24 protein-coding genes are annotated in these 25,245 nt (G+C 68.2%); 12 read left to right on the forward strand and 12 right to left on the reverse strand.

Going from position 1 to position 25,245, the window contains the following annotated elements; translation table 11 throughout:
* Window position 1: 1 nt before the first annotated feature.
* Window positions 2-460 carry a MaoC family dehydratase gene (locus ACWH49_RS00865; RefSeq protein ID WP_448169726.1) on the reverse strand — a complete coding sequence of 153 codons (459 nt, stop codon included), beginning with the start codon at window positions 458-460 and terminating at the stop codon, window positions 2-4.
* Between the two features lie 114 nt (window positions 461-574).
* Here ACWH49_RS00865 and ACWH49_RS00870 point away from each other — a divergent pair, with 114 nt between their 5' ends.
* Genes ACWH49_RS00870 through ACWH49_RS00885 form a run of 4 tightly spaced genes read left to right on the forward strand, consistent with a single transcriptional unit; the run spans window position 575 to window position 4,817 of the window.
* Entirely contained in the window at window positions 575-1,735 is a 1,161-nt protein-coding gene (locus tag ACWH49_RS00870) for an acyl-CoA dehydrogenase family protein (protein ID WP_448169727.1), read from the forward strand.
* Window positions 1,732-2,799 (forward strand): acyl-CoA dehydrogenase family protein, encoded by a 1,068-nt coding sequence (locus ACWH49_RS00875; protein WP_448169728.1) that lies wholly within the window; start codon window positions 1,732-1,734, stop codon window positions 2,797-2,799. Before ACWH49_RS00870 ends, ACWH49_RS00875 begins: the two co-directional genes overlap by 4 nt.
* Window positions 2,800-2,833: 34 nt before the next feature.
* Window positions 2,834-4,039 (forward strand): CaiB/BaiF CoA transferase family protein, encoded by a 1,206-nt coding sequence (locus ACWH49_RS00880; protein WP_448169729.1) that lies wholly within the window; start codon window positions 2,834-2,836, stop codon window positions 4,037-4,039.
* 7 nt (window positions 4,040-4,046) lie between these two features.
* On the forward strand, window positions 4,047-4,817 hold the full coding sequence (locus tag ACWH49_RS00885) for an SDR family NAD(P)-dependent oxidoreductase (protein ID WP_448169730.1): 771 nt from the start codon (window positions 4,047-4,049) through the stop codon (window positions 4,815-4,817).
* 61 nt (window positions 4,818-4,878) lie between these two features.
* Here the strand turns inward: ACWH49_RS00885 and ACWH49_RS00890 are convergent, their stop codons facing one another.
* Window positions 4,879-5,661 (reverse strand): enoyl-CoA hydratase/isomerase family protein, encoded by a 783-nt coding sequence (locus ACWH49_RS00890; protein WP_448169731.1) that lies wholly within the window; start codon window positions 5,659-5,661, stop codon window positions 4,879-4,881.
* A 134-nt stretch (window positions 5,662-5,795) separates the two neighbouring features.
* On the opposite strand from ACWH49_RS00890, the gene ACWH49_RS00895 reads away from it, so the two are divergent.
* Genes ACWH49_RS00895 through ilvB form a run of 4 tightly spaced genes read left to right on the forward strand, consistent with a single transcriptional unit; the run spans window position 5,796 to window position 9,937 of the window.
* Window positions 5,796-6,764 (forward strand): Bug family tripartite tricarboxylate transporter substrate binding protein, encoded by a 969-nt coding sequence (locus ACWH49_RS00895; RefSeq protein ID WP_448169732.1) that lies wholly within the window; start codon window positions 5,796-5,798, stop codon window positions 6,762-6,764.
* Window positions 6,765-6,805: 41 nt separating this feature from the next.
* Complete coding sequence (locus ACWH49_RS00900) at window positions 6,806-7,231, forward strand: acyl-CoA thioesterase (RefSeq protein ID WP_448169733.1); 426 nt, start codon at window positions 6,806-6,808, stop codon at window positions 7,229-7,231.
* Window positions 7,228-8,133 (forward strand): acyl-CoA thioesterase, encoded by a 906-nt coding sequence (locus ACWH49_RS00905; protein ID WP_448169734.1) that lies wholly within the window; start codon window positions 7,228-7,230, stop codon window positions 8,131-8,133. Before ACWH49_RS00900 ends, ACWH49_RS00905 begins: the two co-directional genes overlap by 4 nt.
* A 4-nt stretch (window positions 8,134-8,137) precedes the next feature.
* Entirely contained in the window at window positions 8,138-9,937 is a 1,800-nt protein-coding gene (ilvB, locus tag ACWH49_RS00910) for a biosynthetic-type acetolactate synthase large subunit (RefSeq protein ID WP_448169735.1), read from the forward strand.
* 58 nt (window positions 9,938-9,995) lie between these two features.
* Here the strand turns inward: ilvB and ACWH49_RS00915 are convergent, their stop codons facing one another.
* A complete protein-coding gene (locus tag ACWH49_RS00915) occupies window positions 9,996-10,772 on the reverse strand; it encodes an IclR family transcriptional regulator (RefSeq protein ID WP_448169736.1) in 777 nt (258 codons plus the stop codon).
* A gap of 95 nt (window positions 10,773-10,867) precedes the next feature.
* On the opposite strand from ACWH49_RS00915, the gene ACWH49_RS00920 reads away from it, so the two are divergent.
* From ACWH49_RS00920 to ACWH49_RS00935, 4 genes are all read left to right on the forward strand, one after another.
* On the forward strand, window positions 10,868-12,436 hold the full coding sequence (locus ACWH49_RS00920; RefSeq protein ID WP_448169737.1) for an acyl-CoA synthetase: 1,569 nt from the start codon (window positions 10,868-10,870) through the stop codon (window positions 12,434-12,436).
* Window positions 12,437-12,462: 26 nt separating this feature from the next.
* Window positions 12,463-13,602 (forward strand): FAS1-like dehydratase domain-containing protein, encoded by a 1,140-nt coding sequence (locus tag ACWH49_RS00925; RefSeq protein WP_448169738.1) that lies wholly within the window; start codon window positions 12,463-12,465, stop codon window positions 13,600-13,602.
* An 80-nt stretch (window positions 13,603-13,682) separates the two neighbouring features.
* Window positions 13,683-14,885 (forward strand): CaiB/BaiF CoA transferase family protein, encoded by a 1,203-nt coding sequence (locus ACWH49_RS00930; protein ID WP_448169739.1) that lies wholly within the window; start codon window positions 13,683-13,685, stop codon window positions 14,883-14,885.
* 131 nt (window positions 14,886-15,016) lie between these two features.
* Window positions 15,017-15,895 (forward strand): Bug family tripartite tricarboxylate transporter substrate binding protein, encoded by an 879-nt coding sequence (locus tag ACWH49_RS00935; RefSeq protein ID WP_448169740.1) that lies wholly within the window; start codon window positions 15,017-15,019, stop codon window positions 15,893-15,895.
* 30 nt (window positions 15,896-15,925) lie between these two features.
* Here the strand turns inward: ACWH49_RS00935 and ACWH49_RS00940 are convergent, their stop codons facing one another.
* The 9 genes from ACWH49_RS00940 to ACWH49_RS00980 are packed head-to-tail and all read right to left on the reverse strand — an operon-like array spanning window position 15,926 to window position 25,244.
* The gene (locus ACWH49_RS00940) at window positions 15,926-16,954 is read right to left on the reverse strand and encodes a TRAP transporter substrate-binding protein (protein WP_448169741.1); all 1,029 of its coding nucleotides are present in this window, start codon (window positions 16,952-16,954) and stop codon (window positions 15,926-15,928) included.
* A 38-nt stretch (window positions 16,955-16,992) separates the two neighbouring features.
* Window positions 16,993-18,282 carry a TRAP transporter large permease gene (locus ACWH49_RS00945; protein WP_448169742.1) on the reverse strand — a complete coding sequence of 430 codons (1,290 nt, stop codon included), beginning with the start codon at window positions 18,280-18,282 and terminating at the stop codon, window positions 16,993-16,995.
* Entirely contained in the window at window positions 18,279-18,875 is a 597-nt protein-coding gene (locus ACWH49_RS00950; RefSeq protein ID WP_448169743.1) for a TRAP transporter small permease subunit, read from the reverse strand. Before ACWH49_RS00950 ends, ACWH49_RS00945 begins: the two co-directional genes overlap by 4 nt.
* Before the next feature lie 16 nt (window positions 18,876-18,891).
* Window positions 18,892-20,064, reverse strand: coding sequence for an acyl-CoA dehydrogenase family protein (locus ACWH49_RS00955; protein WP_448169744.1), 1,173 nt, complete (start codon window positions 20,062-20,064; stop codon window positions 18,892-18,894).
* Between the two features lie 15 nt (window positions 20,065-20,079).
* Window positions 20,080-20,850 carry an enoyl-CoA hydratase/isomerase family protein gene (locus ACWH49_RS00960; protein WP_448169745.1) on the reverse strand — a complete coding sequence of 257 codons (771 nt, stop codon included), beginning with the start codon at window positions 20,848-20,850 and terminating at the stop codon, window positions 20,080-20,082.
* A 45-nt stretch (window positions 20,851-20,895) separates the two neighbouring features.
* Complete coding sequence (aliB, locus tag ACWH49_RS00965; RefSeq protein WP_448169746.1) at window positions 20,896-22,068, reverse strand: cyclohexanecarboxyl-CoA dehydrogenase; 1,173 nt, start codon at window positions 22,066-22,068, stop codon at window positions 20,896-20,898.
* A gap of 45 nt (window positions 22,069-22,113) precedes the next feature.
* A complete protein-coding gene (locus tag ACWH49_RS00970) occupies window positions 22,114-23,268 on the reverse strand; it encodes an acyl-CoA dehydrogenase family protein (protein WP_448169747.1) in 1,155 nt (384 codons plus the stop codon).
* A gap of 15 nt (window positions 23,269-23,283) precedes the next feature.
* Window positions 23,284-24,435, reverse strand: coding sequence for an acyl-CoA dehydrogenase family protein (locus ACWH49_RS00975; protein WP_448169748.1), 1,152 nt, complete (start codon window positions 24,433-24,435; stop codon window positions 23,284-23,286).
* A 20-nt stretch (window positions 24,436-24,455) separates the two neighbouring features.
* Window positions 24,456-25,244, reverse strand: a complete 789-nt coding sequence (locus ACWH49_RS00980; RefSeq protein WP_448169749.1) for an SDR family NAD(P)-dependent oxidoreductase — start codon at window positions 25,242-25,244, stop codon at window positions 24,456-24,458.
* Window position 25,245 lies beyond the last annotated feature (1 nt).

Consider the following 25,245-nt stretch of genomic DNA (forward strand, 5'->3'; position numbering starts at 1 on the left):
GTCAGACCAGGTCGTCGACCCGGCCGCGGCGCATCATCAGCTTCTCGCTGAACTCGAACACTTGCTCGGCGCGCTGGTTGAACACGCGCACCCGGCCGCTCATCACGCCGCGCTTGCCGTCCGACAGGTTCTTCTTGCCCTCGATCGTGATCTCGGCGCGCAGCGTGTCGCCGGGCCGCACCGGCACCGTGAACTTGAAATCGGTCAGCTCGAGCGCGGCGATCGTCGCCGGGCCGAGGATCTCCTCCATCATCCCGGCGGCGATGCTGGCCGTCAGCAGGCCGGGGCAGATGCGACCGCCGAAGTCGGTGTGCTTCCTGGCGAACTCCTCGTTGATGAAGATCGGCAGCTTCAGGCCGGCCAAGCAGGTGAAGTTGACGATGTCGGTCTCGGTCACGGTGCGACCGTAACTCTTGAAGACATCGCCGGGGTTCAGATCGTCGAGCGAGCGGTTGGACATGGCATGCGCCTCGGTTGGGGTTGCGCCGGAGTGGGCCAAACTAACAGTTGGCAGGATACTCCACTCGGTGCATGATGCGGGCGGCCCTCGGTGCCGCGCTTCCCCGGTATTCCCATGTTGTTCCTCAACCCCGATTTCGAACTCCCAAACATCGGCGCCGCGACCACGAGCCTGCGCGGCGCCGTACGCGAATTCATCGCCGGCGAACTGGCCTCCGGCGGTTTCACGCCCCGGTGTGATTCCTGGACCGAAGGGCTGGCGCCCGATTTCAGCCGCCGCCTCGGCGAGCGTGGCTGGATCGGCTACCACTGGCCAACCCAGTACGGCGGTCGCGGCGGCAGCGCCTTCGACACCTTGACGATCAACGAGGAACTGCTCGCCGTCGGTGCCCCGGTCGGCGCGCACTGGATCGCGGCACGCCAGAGCGCCCCGCTGCTGATGCGCTTCGGCAGCGAGGCGCAGCGCCAAGAATTCCTGCCACGCATCGCCGCCGGCACGACCTATTTCGCCATCGGCATGAGCGAGCCCGATGTCGGCTCCGACCTGGCGTCGGTGCGCAGCCGCGCCGAGCTGGCCGGCGGCACGTGGGTGCTGAACGGCCGCAAGGTGTGGACCAGCGGCGCCCACCTGTGCCACTACGCCATCGTGCTGTGCCGCACCGCGCCGGCCGACCCCAAGGCACGCCATGCCGGACTGAGCCAGCTCATCGTCGACCTGAAGGCCCCGGGCGTGACCATCCGCCCTATTCGCATGCTCGACGGCAGCCACCACTTCAACGAGGTGATCTTCGACAACGTGCAGGTGCCGGCCGAGCGACTGGTGGGCAACGCCGGCGACGGCTGGAAGCAGGTGAGCAGCGAGCTGGCCTATGAACGCAGCGGCCCCGAGCGCTTCCTCAGCACGATGCCGCTGGTCGAACGCTGCCTGCAGCTCGTGCTGGCCGGCCCGGCTGCCGTGGGCGACATCGCCGCCGGCCGTCTGCTGGCGCGGCTGATGACACTGCGCAACATGAGCCTGGGGGTCTGGGGTGCGCTCGGCGCCGGCCAGTCGCCGGCGATCGAGGCCGCGATGGTCAAGGACCTGGGCACGAACTTCGAGCGCGACGCGATCGAGATCGTGCGCGAGGCGATGGTGGCGGACGAGCGCGTGGCAGGCGACGAAGCACTCGCGCAGCTGATGGCCGACGCGCTGCCGCTGTCTCCGACCTACAACCTGCGCGGCGGGACCAACGAAGTGCTGCGCAACATGATCGCGAAGAACCTGCAAGGAAAATGAGCGACCTCGCCCGCCCCTTGGCCGAAGCGGCCGAACGATTGTTCGCCCAGCGTTGCGGGACCGATGTGGTCGCCAGCGCCGAATCCGGCAGCTGGCCGCAGGCCCTGTGGTCGGCGCTCGAGGCGTTGACGCCCGCACAGCTGCTGGTGCCCGAAGAGCGCGGCGGTGCAGGCGGCGACTGGACCGACGCCTGCACGTTGCTCGAACGCGCCGGCGAATTCAACGTGCCGCTGCCGGTGGCCGAGACCGTGCTCGCCGGCTGGTTGCTCGACCGCGCCGGCCTGCCCGCCGTGGCCGGGCCGCTGAGCTTTGCCTGCGGCACGGTCGATCTGGCCGCAGCGCATCGACAAGGCCGCGTCGCGATCGAGGCGCGCAACGTGCCATGGGCGGCACGCAGCGCGGGGCTCGTGCTGGTCGGGCTGGGCAACGACGCCGAGGCTTGGCTGCTGTACCTGCCGAACGATTCATACACGACCGCGCTCGACCGCGCACCGGCCGGCGACGCGCGCGACCAGGTCTCGCGGCCCGACTCGCAACTCGACGTGGCCGGCGTGACGTGCCGGCCCCTGCCGGGGCTGCGCCATGCCGACGTGCTCGGCCGTGCCGCGCTGCTGCGCGCCGCGCAGATCGCCGGCGCCTGCCGCCGCGTGCTCGCGCTGACGCTGGCCTACACCGGCGAGCGCGTGCAGTTCGGCCGGGCCATCGGCCAGTTCCAGGCGGTGCAACACCAGCTAGCGCAACTCGCCGAAGAGACCGCGGCCGTGCGCGTCGCGGTCCAAGCGGCGGCGCGCACCGGCCACGGCCCCTGGTCGGTGGCGGCGATGGCGGCGGCCAAGCTGCGTGCCGGCGAGGCCGCGGGCCTGTGCGCCCGGATCGCGCACCAGCTTCATGGCGCGATGGGCGTCACCGCCGAACACCCTTTGCATCAAAGCACTCGCCGGATGCTGGCCTGGCGCGACGAGCACGGCGCCGAGGCCTACTGGGCGCGCGAACTGGTGCAGGCCTTGCGCGATGCCGATGCGCCCGGCGCCTGGCAAGCCATCGTTGCCGCGACCAGCCGATGATGATCCGGCCCCACCCTGCGGACACGAGCCCGCCATGACACCTCTGCACGGCATCCGGGTGCTCGACCTGACCGGCTATCTGATGGGCCCGTTCGCCACGCAGATCCTCGGCGACATGGGTGCCGACGTGATCAAGGTCGAACCCGTCGAAGGCGACCTCGTGCGCGCGATCGGCCCGACGCGCAGCCCCGGCATGGGCGGCATCTTCCAGCAGAACAACCGCAACAAGCGCAGCATCGTGCTCGACCTGAAACAGCCCGCCGGGCGCGATGCGGTGCTCAGGCTGACCGCGAACGCCGACATTTTCGTCTACAACGTGAGGCCGGCGGCGATGGCGCGGCTCGGTCTGTCGTACGAAGCCGTGTCCGCCGCGAACCCGGCCATCGTCTACGTTGGAGCGGTCGGTTTCGGCCAGGACGGCCCCTACGCCGCGAAGCCCGCGCTCGACGACCTGATGCAGGGCATGGCGGCGATCCCGAGCCTGTTCGAGCGCGCTGGCGCCGAAGGGCCTCGCTACATCCCAATGGCGATGGCCGACCGCTATTCCGGCATCTCGCTGGTCAACGCGGTGCTCGGCGCGCTGGTGCACAAGCTGCGCAGCGGCGAGGGCCAATCGATCGAGGTGCCGATGTTCGAATCGCTGGTGCAGGGCGTTTTGGGCGACCACCTGATGGGCGCCAGCTTCGAGCCGCCGCTCGGGCCGCCGGGCTACCCGCGCCACCTGAGCCACGACCGGCGCCCGTTCCGTACCTCGGACGGCTACCTCTGCACGTTCATCATCAACGACCGCCAATGGCGCACCGTGCTCGAAAGCATCGGCGAACCCGAGCGCATGAACGATCCGCGCTTCGCGACGCTGCAGGCACGCACCGATCACTCGGCCGAGGTCTATGGCTTCCTCGAGGCGACCTTTCGCACCCGCAGCACGGCGCAGTGGCTGGAACTGCTGGAGAAGGCCGATGTTCCCGCCGGCCCGCTGCACACGCTCGAGTCGCTGCTCGACGACGAGCACCTGAAGGCGGTCGGCTTCTTTGAGCACCACGAGCACCCGACCGAGGGCACCGTGGTCAGCCTGCGGCCGCCGTCGCGCTGGTCGCGCACGCCGCTCGCCATCGACAGGCTGGCGCCGCGGCTCGGGCAGCACAGCGGCGAGATTCTGCGAGAGGCCGGATTCACTCCCGCCGAGATCGCGGCGATGGCTGCAGCGGGCGCCACTTCGCCCGACGCCGCCAGGAACTGAGAACAGCATGCAGGGCAAGGTCGCATTGATCACCGGCGGCACGCGCGGCATCGGCTATGCGGTGGCGCAGGCCCTGGCACGAGAAGGCGCTCAGGTGATCGTGACCGGACGGGACCCGGCGCACGGCGAAGAGGCCTTGGACGGCCTGCGCGGCATCGGCGCCGAGGCTGCCTACGAGGTCGCCGAAGCCGGCGATCATGCCGCGATGGTGGGCGTCGTCGAGCGCACGGTTCGGCGCCTCGGCGGACTCGACATCCTCGTGAGCGCCGGTGCGGCCGGTGCGCTCGGCCCGACGCCGTTTGCCGAGATGACGGCCGCGCAGATCGAGGCTTCCTTCAATGCACGGCTCTATCCGCGCATCTTTCCCGTCCATGCGGCGCTGCCCGCGCTGCGTGCCCGCGGGGCCGGCTCGGTGATCATGGTGACGACCGACGCGGCGCGCCATCCGACCCCGGGCGAGGCCATCATCGGCGCAACCGGCGCGGCCATCCTGTTGATGACGAAGGCGCTCGCACGCGAGTTCTCGCGCTGGCACATCCGCGTCAATGCGGTCGCGCTGACGCTGACCAGCGACACACCGGCTTGGGACCGCATCTTCTCCAAGCCCGGCTTCGAGAACCGCCTGTTCTCGAAGGCGCTCGAACGCTTCCCGCAGGGCCGCGCGCCGAACGCCGCCGAGGTTGCCGGCGTGGTTGCGTTCCTCGCGTCGGACGCCGCATCGCAGGTCACCGGTCAGACCGTCAGCGTCAACGGCGGCCTGTCGTTCGGCGGATGGTGAGCCTGTGCGCGAGATACCTTGCTCGACCAGGCTCGGCGCGATGACCGCGGCCGTGTTGCGATCAGACGCCGCGAAATTTCGGCTCGCGCTTTTCGAGCAAGGCCGCCACGCCTTCCTTCGCGTCGGCCATCTCGAGCGTGCGCGATTGCGCGAACGCCTCGATTTCGCCGGCGCTGCGCGGGTCCCAGTTGAGGCCACGGTACAGCGAGCGCTTCATCATCCGCACCGCCACCGGCGCGCACGCCGCGATCTCGGCGGCCAGTTCACGCGCCTTCGGCAGCACCTGATCGGGCTCGACGGCGTGGTTGGCGATGCCCATCTCGGCCGCCTGAGCGCCCGAGAACACGCGCCCCGTGAACAGCAGCTCGGCGGCGCGCGGCACGCTCGTGATGCGCGGCAGCAGGTAGCTGATCGCCATGCCGGAGTGGATGCCCAAGCGCGCGAAGTTCGCGCCGTAGCGTGCGTCGCGATTGGCGATTCGGATGTCGCACACCAAGCCCAGGCCAAAGCCGCCGCCGATCGCATGGCCGTTCATCGCCGCGATGACCGGCACCTGGACCTCGAGGATCGTCAGGAACGGCCGGTAGATGCCGAACGAGGCGTCATGCGGCTGCTCGTTGCCGCGGTCGAGGATGCCGCTGCGAAAGTCCGCCCCGGAACAAAAGCTCGTGCCGTTGCCGGTGATGATGACGCAGCGGATGTCGCGGTCGCCCTTGACGCGATCGATGACCTGCTGAAACGGCGCCAGCATCTCGGGCGACATCGCATTGCGATGATCGGGTCGGTTCAGCGTGATCTCGCAGACGAGATCGCGGGTGGTCACAAGGACGGCAGCTTCGGCCATGAACTCTCCTGTATCGAGGCCGGAACGGCCTCATTCGTTGCGGGCACTGCCGTGACGGCGGTGTTTTCGAGGCCCGCGCCGCGCACACAGCGCCGAACCTCTCTCACATTGATGCTAGTGCAAAGGAGCCATCCATGAAATCTCGCAAGTGCAGTCTCGCTCTCGCGGCCTTGTTCACGTTCGCGCCGCTGGCGTCGGTGCAAGCGCAGGCCTGGCCGTCCAAGCCAATCCAGATGATCATTCCTCAAGGGGCTGGCGGCAGCACCGATGCGATCGCCAGGCTGGTGGCGCAATCGCTCGGCGAGCGACTGGCCCAGACGGTGATCGCCGACAACCGTGCTGGCGCCGGCGGCACGTTGGGCGTCGTGGCCGCCGCGAGGGCGCCGGCCGACGGCCACTCGTTGCTCATCGGTTCGAACACGACGATGGCAGCAAATGCCTTTCTCTACGCAAACTTCCCGGTCGATCCGCTGAAGGATTTCGTGCCGCTGGCGCTCGCCGCCGACGCATCTTTCGTCTTCGTGGTACCGGCCAACTCTCCGTACAAAACGCTGAAGGAGTTCGTCTCCGCAGCCAAGGCGCGTCCAGGCAAGCTCAGCTACGGCTCCGGCACCAGTTCTGCCCAGTTGTGCACAGAGCTCCTCAAGGCCTCAGCGGGCATCGATGTGCTCAGAGTGCCCTACAAGTCATCGGCGCAATCGCTGACCGACCTGATGGGAGGCCAACTTGACCTGGTGTGCGAGCCCCTGTCCAGCAGTCAGCCGAATATCCGCGCCGGGCGCTTGCGTGCGCTGGCGCAGACCGGCATCCGTCGCTCGCCGCTGGAGCCCGAACTGGAGACCGCCGTCGAGGCAGGCGTCAAGGGCATGGAATACACCGCCTGGGTGGCCTTCTACGCGCCCGCAGGCGTGCCGAAGGACATCGCCGGCCAGCTCGGTCGCGAACTGCTCGCGATCCTGAAGGACCCGGCCATCGGCGCGAAGATCAGGGCCATCGGATTCGAGCCACGGCCGGCGGATGGGGAAGCGCTCCATGTGCTGCATCGGGCCGAGATGTCGTCGGTGGCCGCCACAGTCAAGGCGGCGGGCATCAAGCCCGAGTGAATGCCGCGTCGCCACCCACCGGCATTGCCAGGGAGAACCCATTGCTCGTCGAAACCTACCTGGGCCGCGTGTCGCCGCTGGAATGCGACCACCTCGGCCACATGAACGTGCAGTTCTACGTGGCCAAGGTCTCCGACGCCGCGTGGCACGTGATGACGTCGATCGGCATCACACCGGCCTTCATCCGCGAGCGGCGCCAGGCGCCGGCCGCCGTCAAACAAGAGATCGCCTACCTGAAGGAAGCGCTGGCCGGCGACCTGCTGCGCATGGAAAGCGGCGTGCTCGAAGCCAGCGAACGCAAGATCACCTTCTTTCACCGGCTTACCAAGATCGAGACCGGCCAGGTGGTTATGACGTCCAAGGTGTTCACCGTCAACATGGACCTCGACGCGCGCCGCTCGGCGCCGCTGGATGCGGCCGTGCTGGCCTGCGCGCGCGCGCGCCTGCTGGCGGAGGAGACGCTGTGAGCGCGCCGAGCTTCATCACCGGCCGCGGCGCGATCAACCCCTGGGAGTGCGACCAGTGGGGCCACCTGAACGTGCAGTACTACCTGGCCAAGGCCAGCGATGCGCAAGCCCATCTGGCGGCTCGTCTGGGCCTGCCGCCGTCACGCCTGCGCAGCGTCGAAGCCAGCCTGATGCCGGCCACCGACCGCGCGCTGTTCAAGCGCGAACTGCGCGCCGGCGACATCTATTTCATTCGTTCGGGCATTCGCGCGGTGGCGGCCGACGGCACACTGGACATCGCCAGCCGCATGGTCAACCAGGAGACCGGCATCGAATCGGCCGCGTTCGAGACGCGCCTGCGCTGGGTCGCGCGGGACCGCACGACGCCCCTGCCCTGGCCCGACGACGTGGCGGCCGTCGCCGCCACGCTCGCGGGTGAACTGCCGGAACTCCAGCCACCAGCGCCGATGGCGAACCTGCCGCCAGCACAACGGCAGCTCGATCGCTTGCTGCTCACCTACCGCGGCTCGGTCGAGGCCTGGGAGTGTGATTCCGGGGGCATGGCGCCGCCGCGCGCACACATCGCGCGCTTCAACGACGCCATCACCCACCTGTTCCGGGCGATGAAGATCGACCGCGCCGAACTGTTCGCGAGCGGGCTCGGATCGGCGGCACTCGACTACGACATCTCGTACCACCGGCCGATGCGCGCCGGCGCAGCCGTCGAGATCCGCAGCGGCATGCTCGCGCTGAGCGACAAGGTCTATCACCTGGTTCACTACGTTCTGGATTCGGCCAGCGGCGAACTCATCACGACAATCGTCGTGGCCGCGTTGTTCTTCGACCTGGCCGCGCGCAAGTCGGTGGCGATACCGCTGGCGGTGCGCGCCGAGGCAAACCGGCTGATCGCCGAGAGCAGCTGAACCCATGGCTCCAGCGCATTCGCGCCAGCACGAGACGTGCCTGAACGCCGCCGGGGGCGCCGTGGCCATGACGGTACGCAATGGTGCCGACGCGATCATCGAGACCTTGCTCGAACTCGGGGTGGACACGGTCTTCGGATACCCCGGCGGCGCGGTGCTTCCGCTCTACGATGCGCTGCATTCCAGGCCTCGGTTGAGACATGTGCTAGTGCGCCACGAGCAGGCGGCCGTGCATGCAGCGCAAGGCTATGCACGCACGACCGGCCGGGTCGGCGTCGTGTTCGTGACATCGGGCCCGGGCATGAGCAACACCACCACCGGGCTGCTGGACGCGTTCTGCGACTCGGTGCCGGTGGTCTGCATCAGCGGCCAAGTGGCCACCACGGCGATCGGCACCGATGCGTTCCAGGAGTGCGACGCGCTGGGCATCTCGCGCACCGTCACAAAATGGAACGTGCAGGTGCGCAAGGTCGAGGCGCTGGTGCCGAGTCTGCGCAAGGCGTTCGCGATCGCCGCCGGCGCACGGCCGGGCCCGGTGCTGGTCGACGTGCCCAAGGACGTGCAGCTGCATCCGCTGCCCGCGGGGCCGGCGCACGCCGGCAGCGCGATTCGCGGGCGCGCCGTTTCGGCCCCCGTCGCGGGCGGGTTGCCTCTGGGGCGATTGCGCAACGCGGTCGATCTGATCACCAAGGCGGCGCGCCCGGTCGTCTACGGCGGAGGCGGGCTGATCAATTCCGGCACCGGTGCCTGCGCCGCATTCGCGGAACTGGTTCGGCGCACGTCGATGCCCTGCACGCTCACGTTGATGGGCCTGGGCGCCTTTCCCGCGTCGGACCCGCAATGGCTGGGCATGTTGGGCATGCACGGAACCCTGGAGGCCAACCTCGCGATGCACCACGCCGACCTCGTCGTCTGTGTCGGGGCGCGCTTCGACGACCGCGTGACCGGAACGCTGGACACCTTCTGCCCAAGCGCGAGCATCGTCCACATCGATGTCGATCCGACCTCGATCAACAAGGTCGTCAGGGCCACCGTGCCCTTGGTGGGCGACTGCGAGCGAATGCTGCGGGCGCTGCTCGACACGCTGGGCCCGCGTGATCTGGCGCCCGCGCGACTCGACGCCTGGTGGTCGCGCGTCGGCCGATGGCGTGCCGAACAATCGCTTGCGTACGTCGACACACCCGAAGCCATCGCCGCACCGGCCCTGATGGTACGGCTGCAGGCCGCCCTTCAAGGGCGCGACGCGATCGTCTCCACCGATGTCGGACAACATCAGATGTGGGCCGCGCAGCACCTTCGATTCGAGCGCCCCCACCGCTGGCTCACCTCCGGCGGCGCAGGCACCATGGGCTACGGACTGCCCGCGGCCATCGGCGCCCAGATTGCCCATCCGGATCGGCTGGTGGTGTGCGTCAGCGGCGACGCCTCGATTCTGATGAACATCCAGGAACTGTCGACCGCGATTCAGCACCGAACGCCGGTCAAAATTGTGTTGTCGAACAACGGCTACATGGGCATGGTTCGGCAGTGGCAGGAGTTGATTCACGGCGCACGCTACAGCCACAGCTACACCGCGGCATTGCCGGACTTCGTCGCCTTGGCCAAGGCCTTCGGCTGGAGCGCTCGCCGCGTCGATCGCCGCGCGGAACTCGACGCCGCGATCGCCGAGTGTCTGGCGTGCGAAGGTCCGTTCCTTCTGGACGTGCACGTCACGGCCGACGAGAACTGCTTTCCGATGATTCCGGCCGGGAGAGGGCACCACGAGCTGCTGCTCGGCAAGGATCGGCCTTACGTCGCGCGGTAGGCACGCTGCGCTCGGGGCCTGTTGATGACTGCGCGACGAGCCGGCCCGCAAACGGGTGTCAATGCGCCAGCGCGCGCGCCGACGCCTGCATGTCCTTGGCCAGTTCGACCGCGGTCGCGTTGTCGATCTGATCGGCCAGGCCCACCGCGGCGATGCTGTGCGTCAGCGCGCGCATGCCGAGCATCGGCACCGCAACGATGACCACACCGCCGATGTAGTCGCCGCGGTCGATGCTGTAACCTTGCTGTCGCACCTGATCGATCTCGCGCCGCCACTGCGGCAGCGAGGGGGCGTTCTGCCAGCGCAATGAGCGAAATCGTCGTTCGATTTCCGTTCGCGGATGACCGCCGAACGCCGCGACGCAGCGCCCGGTGGCGCTGATCAGCGCCGGGAAGCGGCTGCCGATGTCGACCTGCAGGCTCACCAGCGACTGGGCCCGTGACAACGCCACGACGATCATGTGCTCGAGGCCGACCAGCTCGATGCCGATCGCGGTCACGCCGTAGCCACTCGACAGGCGCCGCAGCTCGGGTTGCACGGTGGCCGAGAACCCGCTGTGGCCGACCGCCGCGCGCGCCAGCGGCAGCAGGCCGATCCCCAGCCCGTACTGCTTGGTCGCCGGGTCGACCTTGAGCAACTGCTCGGCGACGAGTGCACGCACGATGTGCAGGCAGGTGCTGGGCACCAGGCCGAGCGCGCGGGCAATCGCGTTGACGCCCATCGGTTCGGGCGTCTGCGCGAGCAGTCTCAGCACCGCTGCCGCGCGCCTGACGGCCGGCACGGCGCGCTCGCGCGGCGTCTCGACAGGTGCGGTGGGTGCCGGTGTTTTCGCCATGAAGCCATTGTATTAGGACAATCATCAGTCTCATTTGACAATAACTAACGATTGTTAGATAGTGGCATTCTTCTCCCGCGATTCCCACCCGAACGATGCCCAGGCTCACTGACACGCTGCGTTTCTCGGACGCTCAGGGACAGTTCTCCTCGGCGCGGCTGTGGGAGCTGTTCGACGGTGACCGTGAGCGGATGAACATCGCGCACGAATGCATCGACCGGCACGCCCGCACCGACGGCGGGCGCACCGCCGTCATCGTCGCCCACGCCGACGGGCGCGACGAATCGTTGAGCTTCACCGAGCTGGCACAAGCATCGTCGCGCTTCGCCCACCACTTCGAGGCGCTCGACGTGCAGCCCGGCGACCGTGTCGCGATCATGCTCGAGCCCTCGCTCGCGTTCTACGCCGCGCTGTTCGGCGCGATCAAGTGCGGCGCGATCGCGGTGCCGCTGTTCACGCTGTTCGGGCCTGACGGCATCCGCCTGCGGGTCGGTGATTGCGCACCACGCCTGCTCGTGACCAACGCCGAGAAGGCGCCGCAATGCGAAGGCCTGACCGGCGTGCAGGTGATCGTGGCGGACGCGGCGTTGTCGACGGCGTTGGCGGCCCTCCCGACACACTACGAGCCCCGTACTCGCGCCGACGACCTCGCGATCTTCCAGTACACCTCGGGCACCACGCGCGAACTGCCCGAAGCCGTCAAGCACAGCCACCGCGCCATCGTCACGCTGATGGTGGCGGCGCTCTATGGCATCGGGCTGCGCCCCGGCGACCGCTATTTCTGCCCGTCGTCGCCGGCTTGGGGACACGGCCTGTGGCACGGCACGCTGGCGCCGCTGGCGCTGGGCATCACGATTGGCGCCTACGCCGGCCGCTTCGATGCCGAGCGGCTGCTGCGCGCGCTGGCCGAACACCGCTTCACCAACCTCGCGGCCGCGGCCACGCACTACCGCATGATCCGGCGCTCGAACGCCGCGCCACGCTATCACTACGCGCTCGAGAAGCTGTCGTTCACCGGCGAACCGATGGACAGCGAGACCGCCACGTTCGTGCAGCAGACCTTCGGCCATCCCGCGTGCAGCATGTACGGCACGACCGAGATCGGCGTGGTGCTGGTCGGCTACCCCGGCGCGCCGGACTTCGTTTTCAAGCCGGGTTCGCTCGGCAAGGCCGTGCCGGGCGGCCGCGTCGAGGTGCAGGATGCGCAGGGCCGGCCCTGCCCGCCCGGCGTGACCGGCGAACTCAAGGTCTGGCGGCGCGACCACTGGATCGCCACCAAGGACTTGGGCCGCGTCGACGACGACGGCTACTTCTTCCACGGCGGCCGCGCCGACGACACCATCATCTCGGCCGGCTGGACCATGAGCGCGGTCGAAATCGAGGACGCGATCCTGAAGCACCCCGATGTCAACGAGGCCGCCGCAATCGGCGTCGCCGACGAACTGCGCGGCCAGGTGGTCAAGGCCTTCGTCGTCTCTGCACGGGCCGGTGATGCGGCCTTCACGCAGGAGATCCAGGAGCTGGTGCGCAGCCGTCTCAGCCAGCACGAATACCCACGCCAGATGGCCTTCGTCGGCGAACTGCCCAAGACCGCCGCCGGCAAGGTCAACCGCAAGATCCTGCGCGAGCGCGAGCTGCTCGCGAGCCGCCCCGCCACCGCCTGACCACTTTCGCCCAGACAGAGGACACCATGTCGAACACCACCGAACGCGAGTTCCCGAAGATCACCGAACAAGGGCTGGACGACCTGCGCCGCCGCATCGGTGTCAAGATCGGCAGCACCGTCGAGCCTTGGTGCCACGAGGCCACGCGCGACAACATCCGCCACTACGCGCACGGCATCGGCGACGACAACCCGCTGTGGTGCGACCCCGACTACGCCGCGAAGACGCAGTACGGCGGCATCGTCGCGCTGCCGAGCTTCCTGTACGCCACCGACCGCATCGTGTCGGGCTATGTGGGTGGCCTGCCCGGCGTGCACGCGATGTGGTCGGGGGCCGACTGGAACTGGCACAAGCCGGTGCGCCGCAACGACGAGATCAGCACCGAGGTGCGGCTGAAAGACCTGACGGTGCACGAGACCCGCTTTGCCGGCCGCGCGGTGCAGCAGACCTACCACGTCGACTTCTTTAACCAGCAGGGTGATCCGATCGCCAGTGCCGACACCTGGTGCTTCCGCACCGAGCGCAATCACGCGCGTGAGAAGGGCACCAAGTACACCGAGGTCAAGGCCCGCCCGCCACGCCGCTACACCGAGGATGAACTCGCGCAGGCCTACCAGCTGTACCGCGACGAGCCGGTGCGCGGCGCCAGCAAGCGCTACTGGGAAGACGTGATTGAAGGCGAAGAGTTGCCGGTGATGTTCAAGGGCCCGATGACGGTGACCGGCTTCATCGCCTACGCGCAGGGCTGGGGCGGCCTGTACATCCGCGCCAACAAGCTGGCATGGAAGCTGATCGACGCGCACCCGGGCCTGGGCATCGCAAACCGCTTCGGCATTCCCGACTGCCCCGAGCGCGTGCACTGGGAAGAAGAGTTCGCACTCGAGGTCGGCGCGCCCGGCGCCTACGACTACGGCCCTGAGCGCAGCTCGTGGCTGACCCACCACCTGACCAACTGGATGGGCGACGACGGCTTCCTGCGCCGCGCCCACTGCAAGATCCGCCGCCACAACCCGGCCGGCGACATGCTGTTCATCAAGGGCAAGGTCAAGCGCAAGTTCGTCGAGGATGGCCGCGCGTTGGTCGAGATCGAACAGGAAGCGCGGAATCAGGACGACGAGTTGTCGGTGCTGGGCGGTGGAATCGTCGAACTGCCGCGCCGCGCCTGATATGAAACCCCCACGCTCGCTTCGCTCGCTGCCCCCCGAAGGGGCGCTGAGTCCCTTCGGAACGGCCTGGCGGTACTGAGATGACCACACCCTTGCCGAGCGCGCTGGACGGCCTGCGGGTTCTTGACCTGTCGCGCGTACTGGCCGGGCCGCTGTGCGCGCAGATGCTCGCCGACCACGGCGCCAGCGTCATCAAGGTCGAGCCGCCGGACGGCGACGAGGCACGCCGCTTCGGCCCGCCGCTGGACGAACGCGGCGAGGTCGCGTACTTCGGCGCGCTGAATCGCGGCAAGCGTTCGATCGCCGTCGATCTGTCGCGCCCGGCGGGCCGCGCCGTGCTCGAGAAGCTGCTGGCCGACGCCGATGTGCTGATCGAGAACTTTCTGCCCGGCACGATGGAAAAGTGGGGCTTGGGCTACGACGACGTGCTGGCGTCGCGCTACCCGCACCTCATCCATTGCAGCGTCAGCGGCTTCGGCGCCGATGGGCCACTCGGCGGCCTGCCCGGCTATGACGCCGTACTGCAGGCGATCTGCGGCCTGATGAGCGTCAACGGCACGCCCGACTCCGGTCCGCTGCGCCTGGGTGTGCCGGTGGTCGACTACCTGACCGGCTACAACGCGTTCAGCGGCGTGCTGCTGGCGCTGGCCGCGCGCGAGCGCGGCGGTCGCGGCCAGCGCGTCGAGGCGACGCTGTTCGACACCGGACTGGCGCTGCTGATCCCGCACGCGTCGAACTGGTTCTACTCGGGGCGCATCCCGCAGCGCATGGGCAGCTCGCACCCGAACATCGCACCTTACGACCGCTATGCCGCCGCCGACGGCGAGGTGTTTCTCGGTGTCGTCAACAACGGCCAGTTCAAACGCTTTTGCGAGTGCGTGGCACGGCCGGATCTCGCCACCGACCCGCGCTTTGCCGACAGCTCGGTGCGGCTGGCGAATCGCGACGCGCTGCGCACCGAGATCGAGCGCACGCTGCTCGGCTTCGAGGCCGCTCCGCTGTGCGCGGACCTGATGCGCCGTGGCGTGCCGGCAGGTCCGGTCAACGACGTGGCGCAGGCGCTCTCGCAGCCGCACGCGGCGCACCGCGCGATGGTGGTGGACGAGCATGGCCGGCGCTCGCTCGGCCTGCCGGTGAAGCTGTCGTCCACGCCCGGGCGCCCGGGCGACCTGCCGCCGCGCCTGAGCGAACACGCGGCCGCGATCCTGGCCGAACTCGGTTGCGACATTGCGGCTGCCGAGGCCCTGCACGCCAATGGCACGGTCATGCGCCCGCCGGCGTGACGCGCTCGCGCGGCGACCAGAAAGAAAAGGAGACAGTCCGATGAACCCCACCCGATGCGCGCGCCGCGCGCTCCTGATCGCCGCTGCGGTGCTGCCGCTGCTCGCCGCGGCCCAGTCGTACCCGAACCGCAGTGTGCGCATCATCGTCCCCTACCCCGCCGGCCAGGGCACCGACGTGGCCACACGCCATTTCGCCGAGAAGCTCTCCAAGGCGCTGGGGCAGTCCTTCTACGTCGAAGAACAAGGCCGGCGCGGGCGGCAACATCGGTGCCGACGCCGGCGCGAAGGCCGCGCCCGACGGCTACACGCTGACGATGGGCACGAACGCCACGCACGCTCAAAACCGGTTCCTCTACGGCGCGATGCCCTTCGATGCCGCGGCCGATTTCGAACCGGTCATCCTGACCGGCATGTTGCCGATGGTGATCGCTGCGAGCCAGTCGCTTCCGGCCTCGTCGGTCAGCGAACTGATCGCGGCGGCCAGGAAGCGCCCCGGCAAGGTCGACGTCGCGCTGCCCAGCACCAGCGCCCGCATCGTGCTCGAGCTGCTGCGCGAGCGGGCGGGGACACCGTTTTTCGGCGTGCCTTACAAGGGCTCGGCGGCGGCCATGACCGACGTGATCGGGGGCCAGTTGCCGCTGACGATCGAAACCGTGACCGCCATGCGTCCGCAGGTCGAGGCGGGCCGGCTCAAAGCCATCGCGATCACCTCGCTGCAGGGCAGCGAGCTGATGCCGGGCGTCAAATCGGTCGCCGAGCAGGGTGTGGCAGGCTTCGAGATGACAGCGTGGAACGCGCTGTACGCGCCGCTCGGCACGCCGCGCGCGGTGATCGAGACCCTGAACGCCGAGATGGTGAAGATCCCGGCGCAGCCAGAGACGCGCCAGCGCCTGCTGCAGCTCGGCATCGAACCCGCTGGTGGCAGCCCGGAACGGCTGCGCAGCTTTGCCGACAACGAGCGCGCCAAATGGGGCCCGTTGATCAAGGCAGCGGGCATCATGGTCGATTGAGTCAGCTGCGGCCGCGGCGCGCCGCCAGCGTCACTTCAAGCCGGCCTTGAAGGCATCGAGCACCTCAGTGCCAGCGCGACCACGCCGGTCGAGGTTGTCGGCCCAGTCCTTGGCAACCTCGTGCATCGCGTTCGACACCACGGCCTTGTCGGCCGCCGACAGCGTGACCAGCTGAACCCCGGCCTGCTTGACCTTGTCCATCTCGCCGGCCTCGTCACGCTCGACCTGCGCGCAGGTGCTTCGGGCGGTTTCTTCGCCCATCGCCGTGAGTTCCTTCTGAAGGGGCACGGGCAGGCTCTGCCAGCGCTTTTCGCTGATCACGTAGTTGGCCACGAAGGAACCGAAGTTCTCACCGACCGTCGCAGTCTTGGACAGCTTGTGGATGTCGTACGGCACCAGGCTGTTGAACGGGAACAGCACGCCTTCGATCGTGCCGCGCGAGAGCGCCTCGTAGACCTCGGGCGTGGGGATCAACACCGGGGTCGCCTTGATCTTCTTCAGCACCAGTTCCTTGGCCGACCCCGATGCGCGGATCTTCATGCCTTCCAGGTCCTTCAGCGACGCGAAGGGCTTGCGCGTGACCACCTGGTAAGGCGGCAGCACGATCGTGAACAGCAGGCGCACCCCGTTCGGCTCGAATTCCTTCTTCGACAGCAGGCCACCGAACTTGGCGAGGTTCCAGTAGGCGAGCGTGCCCTTGCACGAGCCGGTGAAGCTCAGCGGCAACTCCGCGACCACCGACAGCGGCATCTTGTCGGAGACGAATCCGGGCGCGACATAGGTGATGTCGAGCACGCCCGACTGGGTCAGCGACAGAAAGTCCTTGGCCTTGCCCATCTGTTCGGCCGGGTAATACTCGAACTCGACGCCCTTGCCGGCAGGGCTGGCCTTAAGCCGATCGATCATCGGCTGGATCATGTACCTCGGCAGGTAGTGGCCGACCGGGAAAGAGTCGGCAATCTTGAGCTTGATCGCTGTCTGCGCGCCCGCGCCAGCGGCGCCGCCGATGCACAGTACCGTGGCCAGGGTCGGGAGCAGGCGGCGGAGGGTCGTTGACATGTCTCGTTCCTTTGGTTGTCGAGGCAGCGTGGCCTCAGCTATGGCGCCATCTGCGCCGGAAGCCACAGAATGATCGCCGGAAACGCCACCAGCACGACGAGCAGCAGCAAGTGGCTGAAGACATGCGGCCAGACCCCGGCGAACACCTCTTGCAGCGGCCGATTCGCATAGCGAGAGACGACGAAGACGTTCAGCCCCACCGGGGGTGTCACCAGGCCGACCTCGGCAACGACGATGACGATCACGCCGAACCACACCGGATCGAAACCGAGCGACTTGACCAGCGGCAGCACCACCGGGATCGTCAGGATCAGGATCGCCACCTGGTCCATCACGCAGCCCAGCAGCAGGAAGCCGAACAGGATGAACGCCATCACGAGCCAGCGCGACACCTGCAACGCACCGACCCACTGCACGATGACCTGGGTGACCTGCGTCAGCGTGAAGAAGTAGCCGAAGATCTTCGCGCACACGACGATCATGATGATCATGCAGCTGGCTTGGCCGGCGTGGGTCAGCGCCTTCATCAGCGACGCACGGTTGACCTTGCCTTCCAGCGCCGCCAGCAAGAAGCCACCGAAGGCGCCGATGCCGGCGGCTTCGGTCGGTGTCGCAATGCCGGTGTAGATCACACCGGTGACGGCCATGAACAGCAGCAGCATCGGCCCGACGACCTTCAGCGACGCGAGCTTCTCGCGCAGCGTGTAGGCCTTGCCGCGCGGCGCGCAGGCCGGGTCGAGCGTGACCAGGACCCAGACCGTGGCGATGATTGTCAGCGTCACCAGGATGCCCGGGATCACGCCGCCGACCAGCAACTGGCCGATGCTGACGTCGGCGATGATGCCGTACAGCACCAGCGCAATGCTCGGCGGGATCAGCATCGCGAGGGTTCCGGAGATCGCCACGACCCCCGCAGCGAGCTTGGGGTCGTAACCCTGCTTGAGCATTGCCGGCAAAGTGGTCGAGGACAGTGTCGCGGCCGAGGCCGTGCTCGAGCCCGAGATCGCGCCGAAGCCGGCGCCGGCGATGGCGGTGGCCATCGCCAGCCCGCCCGGCACGCGGCCGACCCAGGCCGCGGCCGCCTTGAAGAGATTGTCGGCCACGCCGCTGAGGATCACGAACTCTGCCATCAGGATGAACATCGGCACCGAGATCAGTTCGTAGGTTGCTGCGGTCGACAGCGGCGTCGTCGCGAGCACGCCGGTCAGCGTCTGCACCCCGCCCACCAGATACAGGCCCAGGCTGCCGGCGACGGCGAGCGCAAACGCCACCGGCATGCCCGCGGCCAGCAGCACGAACAACAACAGCACGACGCCGCTGGCGATCATGTGCCGAGGTCCTCGGTGCCCGAGATCGGCGGCAACGCAATCACCTCGCGCCCCGAGGCCAGCGTCGCGATGTAGCCGGCGGCGTCGAGGGCCAGCCGCAGCGCCAGCAGCCCGAAGCCCAGCGGCAGCAGGATGCTGACGGTCCAGCTCGGCGCCCCGATGCCGCTGGTGGAGACGGAGCCGACCTGGAACTCGCCCCAGGTGTGCTGCGCCGCGACGACCGCGCACAGGCCGAAGACCGGCGCAGCCAGCGCGCTGGTCGCGGCCTGCAGAACATAGCGGGTGGTCCGGCCCATGCGGTTGTGCAGGATGTCGACCGCGACATGGCCGTGCGCCTTCAGCGTGTGCGACACCGCGAGGAAGAACACCCCCGGCATCAGGTAGCTCGACACCATCTCGTACGACCAGGACAGCGGGGCGTTGAACAGGTAGCGCAGCGCCACATCGGCCACGACGAGCAGCATCAACAGCATCAGCATCACGCCGCCGATCGCCATCAACGCGGCATCGAGGCCGTCGGCAGCGGCGCGCAGCCGGACGAAGCCCGAGGCGTTGGAGCCCTGACCGGGTGGCACGTGCTTGGGCTGGGTCATCGCCGTCGCTGCCGCGTCATGAGCGGCGCTGATCGAACGCGCGCCCGTAAACCATCGACGCAATCGTGTTGCGCAGGATCTCGGTCGTGCCGCCGCCAAGCGCGAAGCCGCGCGAGTCGCGCACCATGCGCTCCAGCGGCAGCGCGCGCGTGAAGCCGGCGTGGCCGTGGATCTGCAGTGCCTCGTTGGTGACGCGCTGCACCATCTCGTTGGCGTAGAGCTTGGCCATCGCCGCTTCGAGCGGGTCGGGAAAGCCCTCGACCAGGTTCGTCGCCGCGCGGTAGATCATCAGGCGCGCAGCATGCAGCTGCACCGCCATGTCGGCGATCTTCCACTGCAGACCCTGGAACTCGCAGATCGGCCGCCCGAATTGCTCGCGCTCCTGCGAATACTTTTTGGCGGCCTCGTAGGCCGCCTGCGCCACGCCCAGGCACATCGCGGCATTGCCGACGCGCTCGGGGCCGAACGAGCTCATCAGGCGCTTGAAACTGCGCGTCGAGTCGGGGTCGCCGGCGAGGATGACGTTTTGCATCGGCACGCGGCAATGGTCGAAGTAGAGCTCGACCTCGGGCATGCCGCGCCCGCCCATCTTGCGGTCCGGGTGACCGACCTCGAAGCCCTTCATGCCGCGCTCAACCACCAGCGCCCCGATACCGCGCGGGCCCTGCGTCTTGCCCCAGCGCGCGAACACGAAGATGTGGCTGGCCAGGTGGCCGCCGGTGCAATAGGCCTTCTGCCCGTTGAGCACGATGTGGTCGCCGTCAGGCGTGGCCGAGGTGATCATGTCGGTCATGCCCGAGCCGGCGCCGGGCTCGCTGATGCCGATCGCGAAGTTGTAGTCGCCGTTCGCGCAGCCCGGCAGCCAGCGCTGCTTCTGCTCCTCGGACGCCAGCACCGCCAGCGCGCGCGACGGCCCGTTGAGCGCGAGCTGCGCCACCAGCGCGGTGTTGAAGCACACCCGCGCTACTTCTTCGAGCAGGATGGTGCCCTGGATCACCGGCGCGCCCGAGCCGCCGTGGGCCTCCGGGATCACCATGCCGAGGTAGCCGAGTTTCGCGAGCAGGTCGCGGTTCTCGGTCGGGAACTCCTCCTTTTCGTCCCAGTACGCGGCCTTGGCGCTGAAGGCGCGCTCGGCGGTCTTGCGGATGTCCTGGCGGAAGGATTCGAGTTCGGGGTCGAGCTGGAACATGGGGGTACTCCGGTGTCAATGGCCGACGAACTTGGGCTTGCGCTTTTCCATGAAGGCCGCGACGCCTTCCTTGCGGTCGTCGCTGTGCAGCACCAGGTTCTGGGCTTGGGCTTCATAGTCGAGAAATGCCTCGAGGCTGGGGTGCATCGCGTTGCGGAACATGCGCTTGCCCACCGCGAGCGCGAAGGTGGCAGATTCGGCCAGTTCCTCGGCCAGCGCAACGGCACGCGCGTCGAGCAGGTCGTCGGGCACGACCTCGTTGACCATGCCGAGCTGTCGCCCCTCTTCGGCCGGCACCATGCGCGCCGACATCATCAGCTCGCGCGCCCGCAGCACGCCGATGTACTGCGTCAGGAAGTAGGCCGCGGCGCCGTCGGGCGCCAGACCGATCTTCTTGAACACCAGACTGAACTTGGCGTTGTCCGACGCGAGGATCAGGTCACAGGCCAGTGCCAGACTCCAGCCGACGCCCACGGTGGCGCCACGCACCACAGCGATCACCGGCTTGTCGAGATTGGCCAGACCGGTGATCACACGGTGCGCGCGCTGGACGCGCTGCCGGCCGGTGAGCACGTCCAGGCTCTGCATCGTGCCGACGTCGGCACCGGCGCAGAACGCGCGACCCTCGCCGCGCAGCAGCACGGCGCGCACCGCGCCGTCCTTCTGCAAGCTCAGGGTCGCGTCGGAGAGCTGCTCCATCATCTCCGGCGTCAGCGCGTTGAGGCGCTCGGGCCGATCCAGCACGAGATGCGCGACCGCGCCGTGGCGCTCGATTCGAACCGTCATGAAATTCTCCAGTTGGCGTGGCAGGCCCCGAAGCCCGCGATCAGATCACTTGTTGTTGCCCTGCGCGTACTGCACCGCGATGCGGCCGACGCGCTCGCGCGCGATCACGAGCTTCATGATCTGCGCCGTGCCGTCGCCGATCTGCAGACCCAGCGTGTCGCGCATGCGCTGCTGGTGCGGCAGGTCGGTGGTGTAGCCGTAGTGGCCGTGGGTCAGCAGGCACTGCGTGATGACCTCGTAGCTGATCTTGGGCACCCACCACTTGCACATCGCGGCCTCGGCGGTGTGCGGCAGGTTCGCGTCGCGCAGCCACAGCGTGCGGTAGCACAGCGCGCGCGCCGCGGTCAGCAGCGTGTCGGCCTCGGCCAGCGGGAACGTGACACCTTGGTACTGGGCCAGCGGCGCGCCGAAGGCCTTGCGCTCCTTGATGTACTCCCAGGATTCGTTCAACGATGCCTGCGCCGCGCCCAGGCACTGCAGGCCGATCAGCGCGCGGCTGTAGTCGAAGCCGTTCATGATCTGGAAGAACGCGCGGTTCTCTTCGCCCATGCGGTGGTTGGCCGGAATCTTCACGTTGTCGAAGAACACTGAACCGCGGCCGACGATCTTCGTGCCCACGTCGTTGAAACGCGCGCGGCTGACGCCCGGCGCGTTCATCGGGACGACGAACGCGCTGATGCCCTTGGCCACGTCCTCGACCTTGCCGGTGCGGGCGAAGGACACGATCACGTCGGCCTGCTCACAGAAGCTGATCGAGGTCTTCTCGCCGTTGATGAGGTAGTGGTCGCCTTTGCGCTCGGCACGCAGGGTCAGGTTGGCGGCATCGGAGCCGCCGCGCGGTTCGGTCAGGCCGAGGGCCACGAGCGCCTCGCCTGCCGCGAGCTTGGGAACCCATTCGTTCGCCACGTCGGGCTCGGCGTACTTGCACAGGATCTGGCCCATCAGCCAGCTCACCAGCTGCACGTAGCTCATGTTGAAGTCGCCGGCGGCGATCTCCTCGATGATCACGCCCGAGGTGACGCAGTCCACCCCCATGCCGCCGAATTCCTCCGGCAACGCCGCGCTGATCAAGCCCAGGCTGCCCATCTCCTTCAGGATGGTCCGGTCGATGGTGTTCGTCTTCTCGCGCTTCATGTAGTCGGGCGCCAGCCGTTCCTTCGCGAAACGCGCCGCCATGTCGCGCATCGCCACTTGTTCGGTGTTCAGTGAAAAGTCCATTCAGAGTCTCCTCAATTCATCGGGTGAAGGGGTTCAAGCTGCCGGTCACGAATTCGGAAAGATGTGACCGGCGATCACATTCTTCTGCGTCTGCGTCGTGCCGCCGGTCAGCGTGAGCATGCGCACGTCGCGCACCATGCGCTCCAGCGGCAGCGAGCCGAAGTAGCCGTAGCCGCCGAACATCTGCTGGCATTGCACGGTCACGCGCTGCGCCATTTCGGTGGCGAAGACCTTGGCGATCGAGCACAGCTGCGGGTCGGGCTTGCCGGCGTCGATCAGTGCCAGCGCCTTGTAGCAAAGGCAGCGCGCGGCCTCGATCTCGATCAGCGAATCGGCCATCATCCAGCGCAGGCCCTGCATCTCGCTGAGCTTCTGGCCGAACTGCTCGCGAACCGTCATGTACTCGCGCGCCAGGTCGAACGCGCCCTCGGCCACGCCGAGCGCCATCACGCCCATGCCGACGCGGGTGCCGTTGTAGATCGTCAGCGGCCTGACGAAACCGCGCGAGTTCTGCGGGTCGCCCAGGGTCACGACGTTGCTCGCCGGCACGCGCACGTTGTCGAAGAACAGCTCGTTCTCGGCCGCGCCGCGCACGCCCATCTTGCCCTCGAGCTTGCGCACCGTCAGCCCCGGCCGATCGCGCTCGACGACGATCGTGCCGATGCCCTTGGCACCGCTCGACGGCCCAAAGCGCGCGTACACCAGGTGCATGTCGGCGCGGTCGCCGAACGTCGTGAAGATCTTGCTGCCGTTGATCAGGTATTCGTCGCCGTCGCGCACGGCCGCCGTGCGGATCGCGGTGCCGTCGGAGCCGGCCTGCGGCTCGGTCCAGGCGATGCTGCATTCGAGCTCGCCGGTGACGAAGCGCGGCACCAGCCGGCGCTTGAGTTCCTCGGGGCCGTGGTTGGCGATGATGCGCGGCGAGACGTTCTGGTCGTGCACGATCATCGCGGTCAGCAGGTCGACCTTGGCGAGTTCCTCGATCACCAGGTAGGTGCTGACCAGCCCGGCGCCGGCGCCGCCGAACTCCTTGTCGACGCTCAGGCCGAGGTAGCCGAGCTCGGCCAGGCGGTGCTTGTTTTCTTCCGGGAAACATTCTTCGCGGTCCCAGCGCGCGGCCTTCTCGCGAAATTCCTGTTGCGCGAGCTTGCGCGCGGCGTCGCGCAGCAACACCTGTTCTTCGGTCAGATCGAAATCCATGCGGGCCTCAGCGGTTCATTTGGTTTTCAGGCCCATCAGCCCGGCGATCAGGTTGCGCTGCATCTGCGAAGTGCCGGCCGTGATGGTGGTGGCACGTGCGTCGCGGTAGTGGCGCTGCATGTCGAACTCCATGATGTAGCCGTAGCCGCCCATGATCTGCATGCCCTGGTTGGCGATGTTGGCGTAGGCCTCGGAGCCGAACAGCTTGGCCTGCGAGATGGCCATCAGCGCATCCTCGCCGCGCGCCAGTTGCCAGGCGGCCCGCCACATCATCAGCCGGCTCGCCTCGACCGCGGTCTGCATGTCGGCCAGCATGTGGGCGATGGCCTGGAAGGTGCCGATGGGCTTGCCGAACTGCTTGCGCTCCTTGGCGTAGGCCAGGGCCAGGTCGACCGCCGCTTGCGCGCCGCCGACATAGCCCGCCGCCGTCATCAAGCGTTCGAGCTGCAGACCGGACAGCATGTAGCCCCAGCCCTTGTCCGGCTCGCCCACCAAGCGGTCGGCGGGCACGCGGACGTCGTCGAAGAACACCTCGTAGGTGCCCAGCGAACGCCGGCCCAGCGTGTCGAGCTTGCGCAGCGTGATGCCCGGCGTGTCCTTGTCGACCAGGAACAGCGACAGCGCCTGCTGGTGCGGCCCTTCGGGTTGCGTGCGGGCATACAGGTTGATGACGTTCCTGTCGGCGCCCGCGCCGGTCGAGAACACCTTCTGGCCGTTGATGACCCACATGTCGCCGTCGCGGCGCGCGCTGGTGCGCATCGCGCCGGCATCCGAGCCGGCGCCGGGTTCGGTCATCGAGATCGACATGCGGATCTCGCCGTCGAGCAGCTTGGGCAGCCAGTGCGCGCGCTGCGCCTCGGTGCCGTTGTGCAGGATGTTCAGGCCGTTGAAGACGCAGGTGCCGTAGGCGCCGAGGAAGTCGTAGCTCTTGCGGCCGAGCTCCTCGGCGATCACGGCGAAGTCGATCACGCTGCCGCCCAGGCCGCCCACCGACTCCGGGAACGGCATGCGCAGCAGGCCCATCTCGACGAACGCGTCGTACAGCTCGTAGGGGTAGCGCGGCTCGGCGTCGCAGCGCCGGATGTATTCCGGCGTGGCAACGCGGTTCAACATCGCGCGCACGCTGTCGCGCAACAGGTTCTGCTCTTCGGTGAAGCTGAAGTCCATGGTGTGAAGTCCTTGCCGCGTCAGCGCACCACGAACGGCGGCAGACCGGTCTGCGCCGTCAGGCCGCCGTCGGCCACCAGCGCGGCGCCGGTGATGAATGAAGCCTCTTCCGAGGCGAGGAACAGGACGGTGCTGGCGATCTCGTCGGCCTCGCCCATGCGGCCCAGCGGATGCACGGCGGCCATCGCACGGCGCACCTCGTCGGCGCGCGCACCGGCCAGCACCTGCGTCACGCGGGTGTCGATACCGCCCGGGCAGACGCAGTTGATGCGGATGCCGTCTTGCGCGCACTCGAGCGCCGCCGACCGCGTGAGGTTGATGACACCGGCCTTGGCGGCGTTGTAGGCCGACATGCCGTAGTCGCCCGCCGTGCCGGAAATCGACGCGGTGTTGACGACCGCCCCCTTGCCCTGGCGCCGCATCACCGGCAAGCAGTACTTGAGCCCCAGGAACACGCTCGTCAGGGTCACGGCCAGGATGCGGCTCCAGGTGTCGAGCGAATAGTCGGCCAGCAGCGCCGGCTCGCCGTAGCCGGCATTGTTAACGAGCACGTCGATGCGACCGTAGCGGTCGAGCGCGAGTTGCACGGTCGCCTGCACCGCGTCCGGGTCGGCGGCGTCCATCTTGATCCACACCGCGTCACCACCCTGCGCGACGATGCCGGCCGCCGTTTCTTCGGCCCGCTTGCCGCTGAGGTCGGCGACGACGACGCGCGCGCCTTCGCGCGCGAAGCGCAGCGCGGTCGCGGCGCCGATGCCGGCGCCTGCCGCGGTGACGATCGCCGTGCGTGCCTCGAATCTGCCGGTCATG

Source organism: Rhizobacter fulvus (assembly GCF_964020785.1).

Bases quoted from the DNA above. Each gene is read 5' to 3' on its own strand.
- ACWH49_RS00865 (WP_448169726.1), bottom strand. From the start codon at position 460: ATGTCCAACCGCTCGCTCGACGATCTGAACCCCGGCGATGTCTTCAAG.
- ACWH49_RS00870 (WP_448169727.1), top strand. From the start codon at position 575: ATGTTGTTCCTCAACCCCGATTTCGAACTCCCAAACATCGGCGCCGCG.
- ACWH49_RS00875 (WP_448169728.1), top strand. From the start codon at position 1,732: ATGAGCGACCTCGCCCGCCCCTTGGCCGAAGCGGCCGAACGATTGTTC.
- ACWH49_RS00880 (WP_448169729.1), top strand. From the start codon at position 2,834: ATGACACCTCTGCACGGCATCCGGGTGCTCGACCTGACCGGCTATCTG.
- ACWH49_RS00885 (WP_448169730.1), top strand. From the start codon at position 4,047: ATGCAGGGCAAGGTCGCATTGATCACCGGCGGCACGCGCGGCATCGGC.
- ACWH49_RS00890 (WP_448169731.1), bottom strand. From the start codon at position 5,661: ATGGCCGAAGCTGCCGTCCTTGTGACCACCCGCGATCTCGTCTGCGAG.
- ACWH49_RS00895 (WP_448169732.1), top strand. From the start codon at position 5,796: ATGAAATCTCGCAAGTGCAGTCTCGCTCTCGCGGCCTTGTTCACGTTC.
- ilvB (WP_448169735.1), top strand. From the start codon at position 8,138: ATGGCTCCAGCGCATTCGCGCCAGCACGAGACGTGCCTGAACGCCGCC.
- ACWH49_RS00915 (WP_448169736.1), bottom strand. From the start codon at position 10,772: ATGGCGAAAACACCGGCACCCACCGCACCTGTCGAGACGCCGCGCGAG.
- ACWH49_RS00920 (WP_448169737.1), top strand. From the start codon at position 10,868: ATGCCCAGGCTCACTGACACGCTGCGTTTCTCGGACGCTCAGGGACAG.
- ACWH49_RS00925 (WP_448169738.1), top strand. From the start codon at position 12,463: ATGTCGAACACCACCGAACGCGAGTTCCCGAAGATCACCGAACAAGGG.
- ACWH49_RS00930 (WP_448169739.1), top strand. From the start codon at position 13,683: ATGACCACACCCTTGCCGAGCGCGCTGGACGGCCTGCGGGTTCTTGAC.
- ACWH49_RS00940 (WP_448169741.1), bottom strand. From the start codon at position 16,954: ATGTCAACGACCCTCCGCCGCCTGCTCCCGACCCTGGCCACGGTACTG.
- ACWH49_RS00945 (WP_448169742.1), bottom strand. From the start codon at position 18,282: ATGATCGCCAGCGGCGTCGTGCTGTTGTTGTTCGTGCTGCTGGCCGCG.
- ACWH49_RS00950 (WP_448169743.1), bottom strand. From the start codon at position 18,875: ATGACCCAGCCCAAGCACGTGCCACCCGGTCAGGGCTCCAACGCCTCG.
- ACWH49_RS00955 (WP_448169744.1), bottom strand. From the start codon at position 20,064: ATGTTCCAGCTCGACCCCGAACTCGAATCCTTCCGCCAGGACATCCGC.
- ACWH49_RS00960 (WP_448169745.1), bottom strand. From the start codon at position 20,850: ATGACGGTTCGAATCGAGCGCCACGGCGCGGTCGCGCATCTCGTGCTG.
- aliB (WP_448169746.1), bottom strand. From the start codon at position 22,068: ATGGACTTTTCACTGAACACCGAACAAGTGGCGATGCGCGACATGGCG.
- ACWH49_RS00970 (WP_448169747.1), bottom strand. From the start codon at position 23,268: ATGGATTTCGATCTGACCGAAGAACAGGTGTTGCTGCGCGACGCCGCG.
- ACWH49_RS00975 (WP_448169748.1), bottom strand. From the start codon at position 24,435: ATGGACTTCAGCTTCACCGAAGAGCAGAACCTGTTGCGCGACAGCGTG.
- ACWH49_RS00980 (WP_448169749.1), bottom strand. From the start codon at position 25,244: ATGACCGGCAGATTCGAGGCACGCACGGCGATCGTCACCGCGGCAGGC.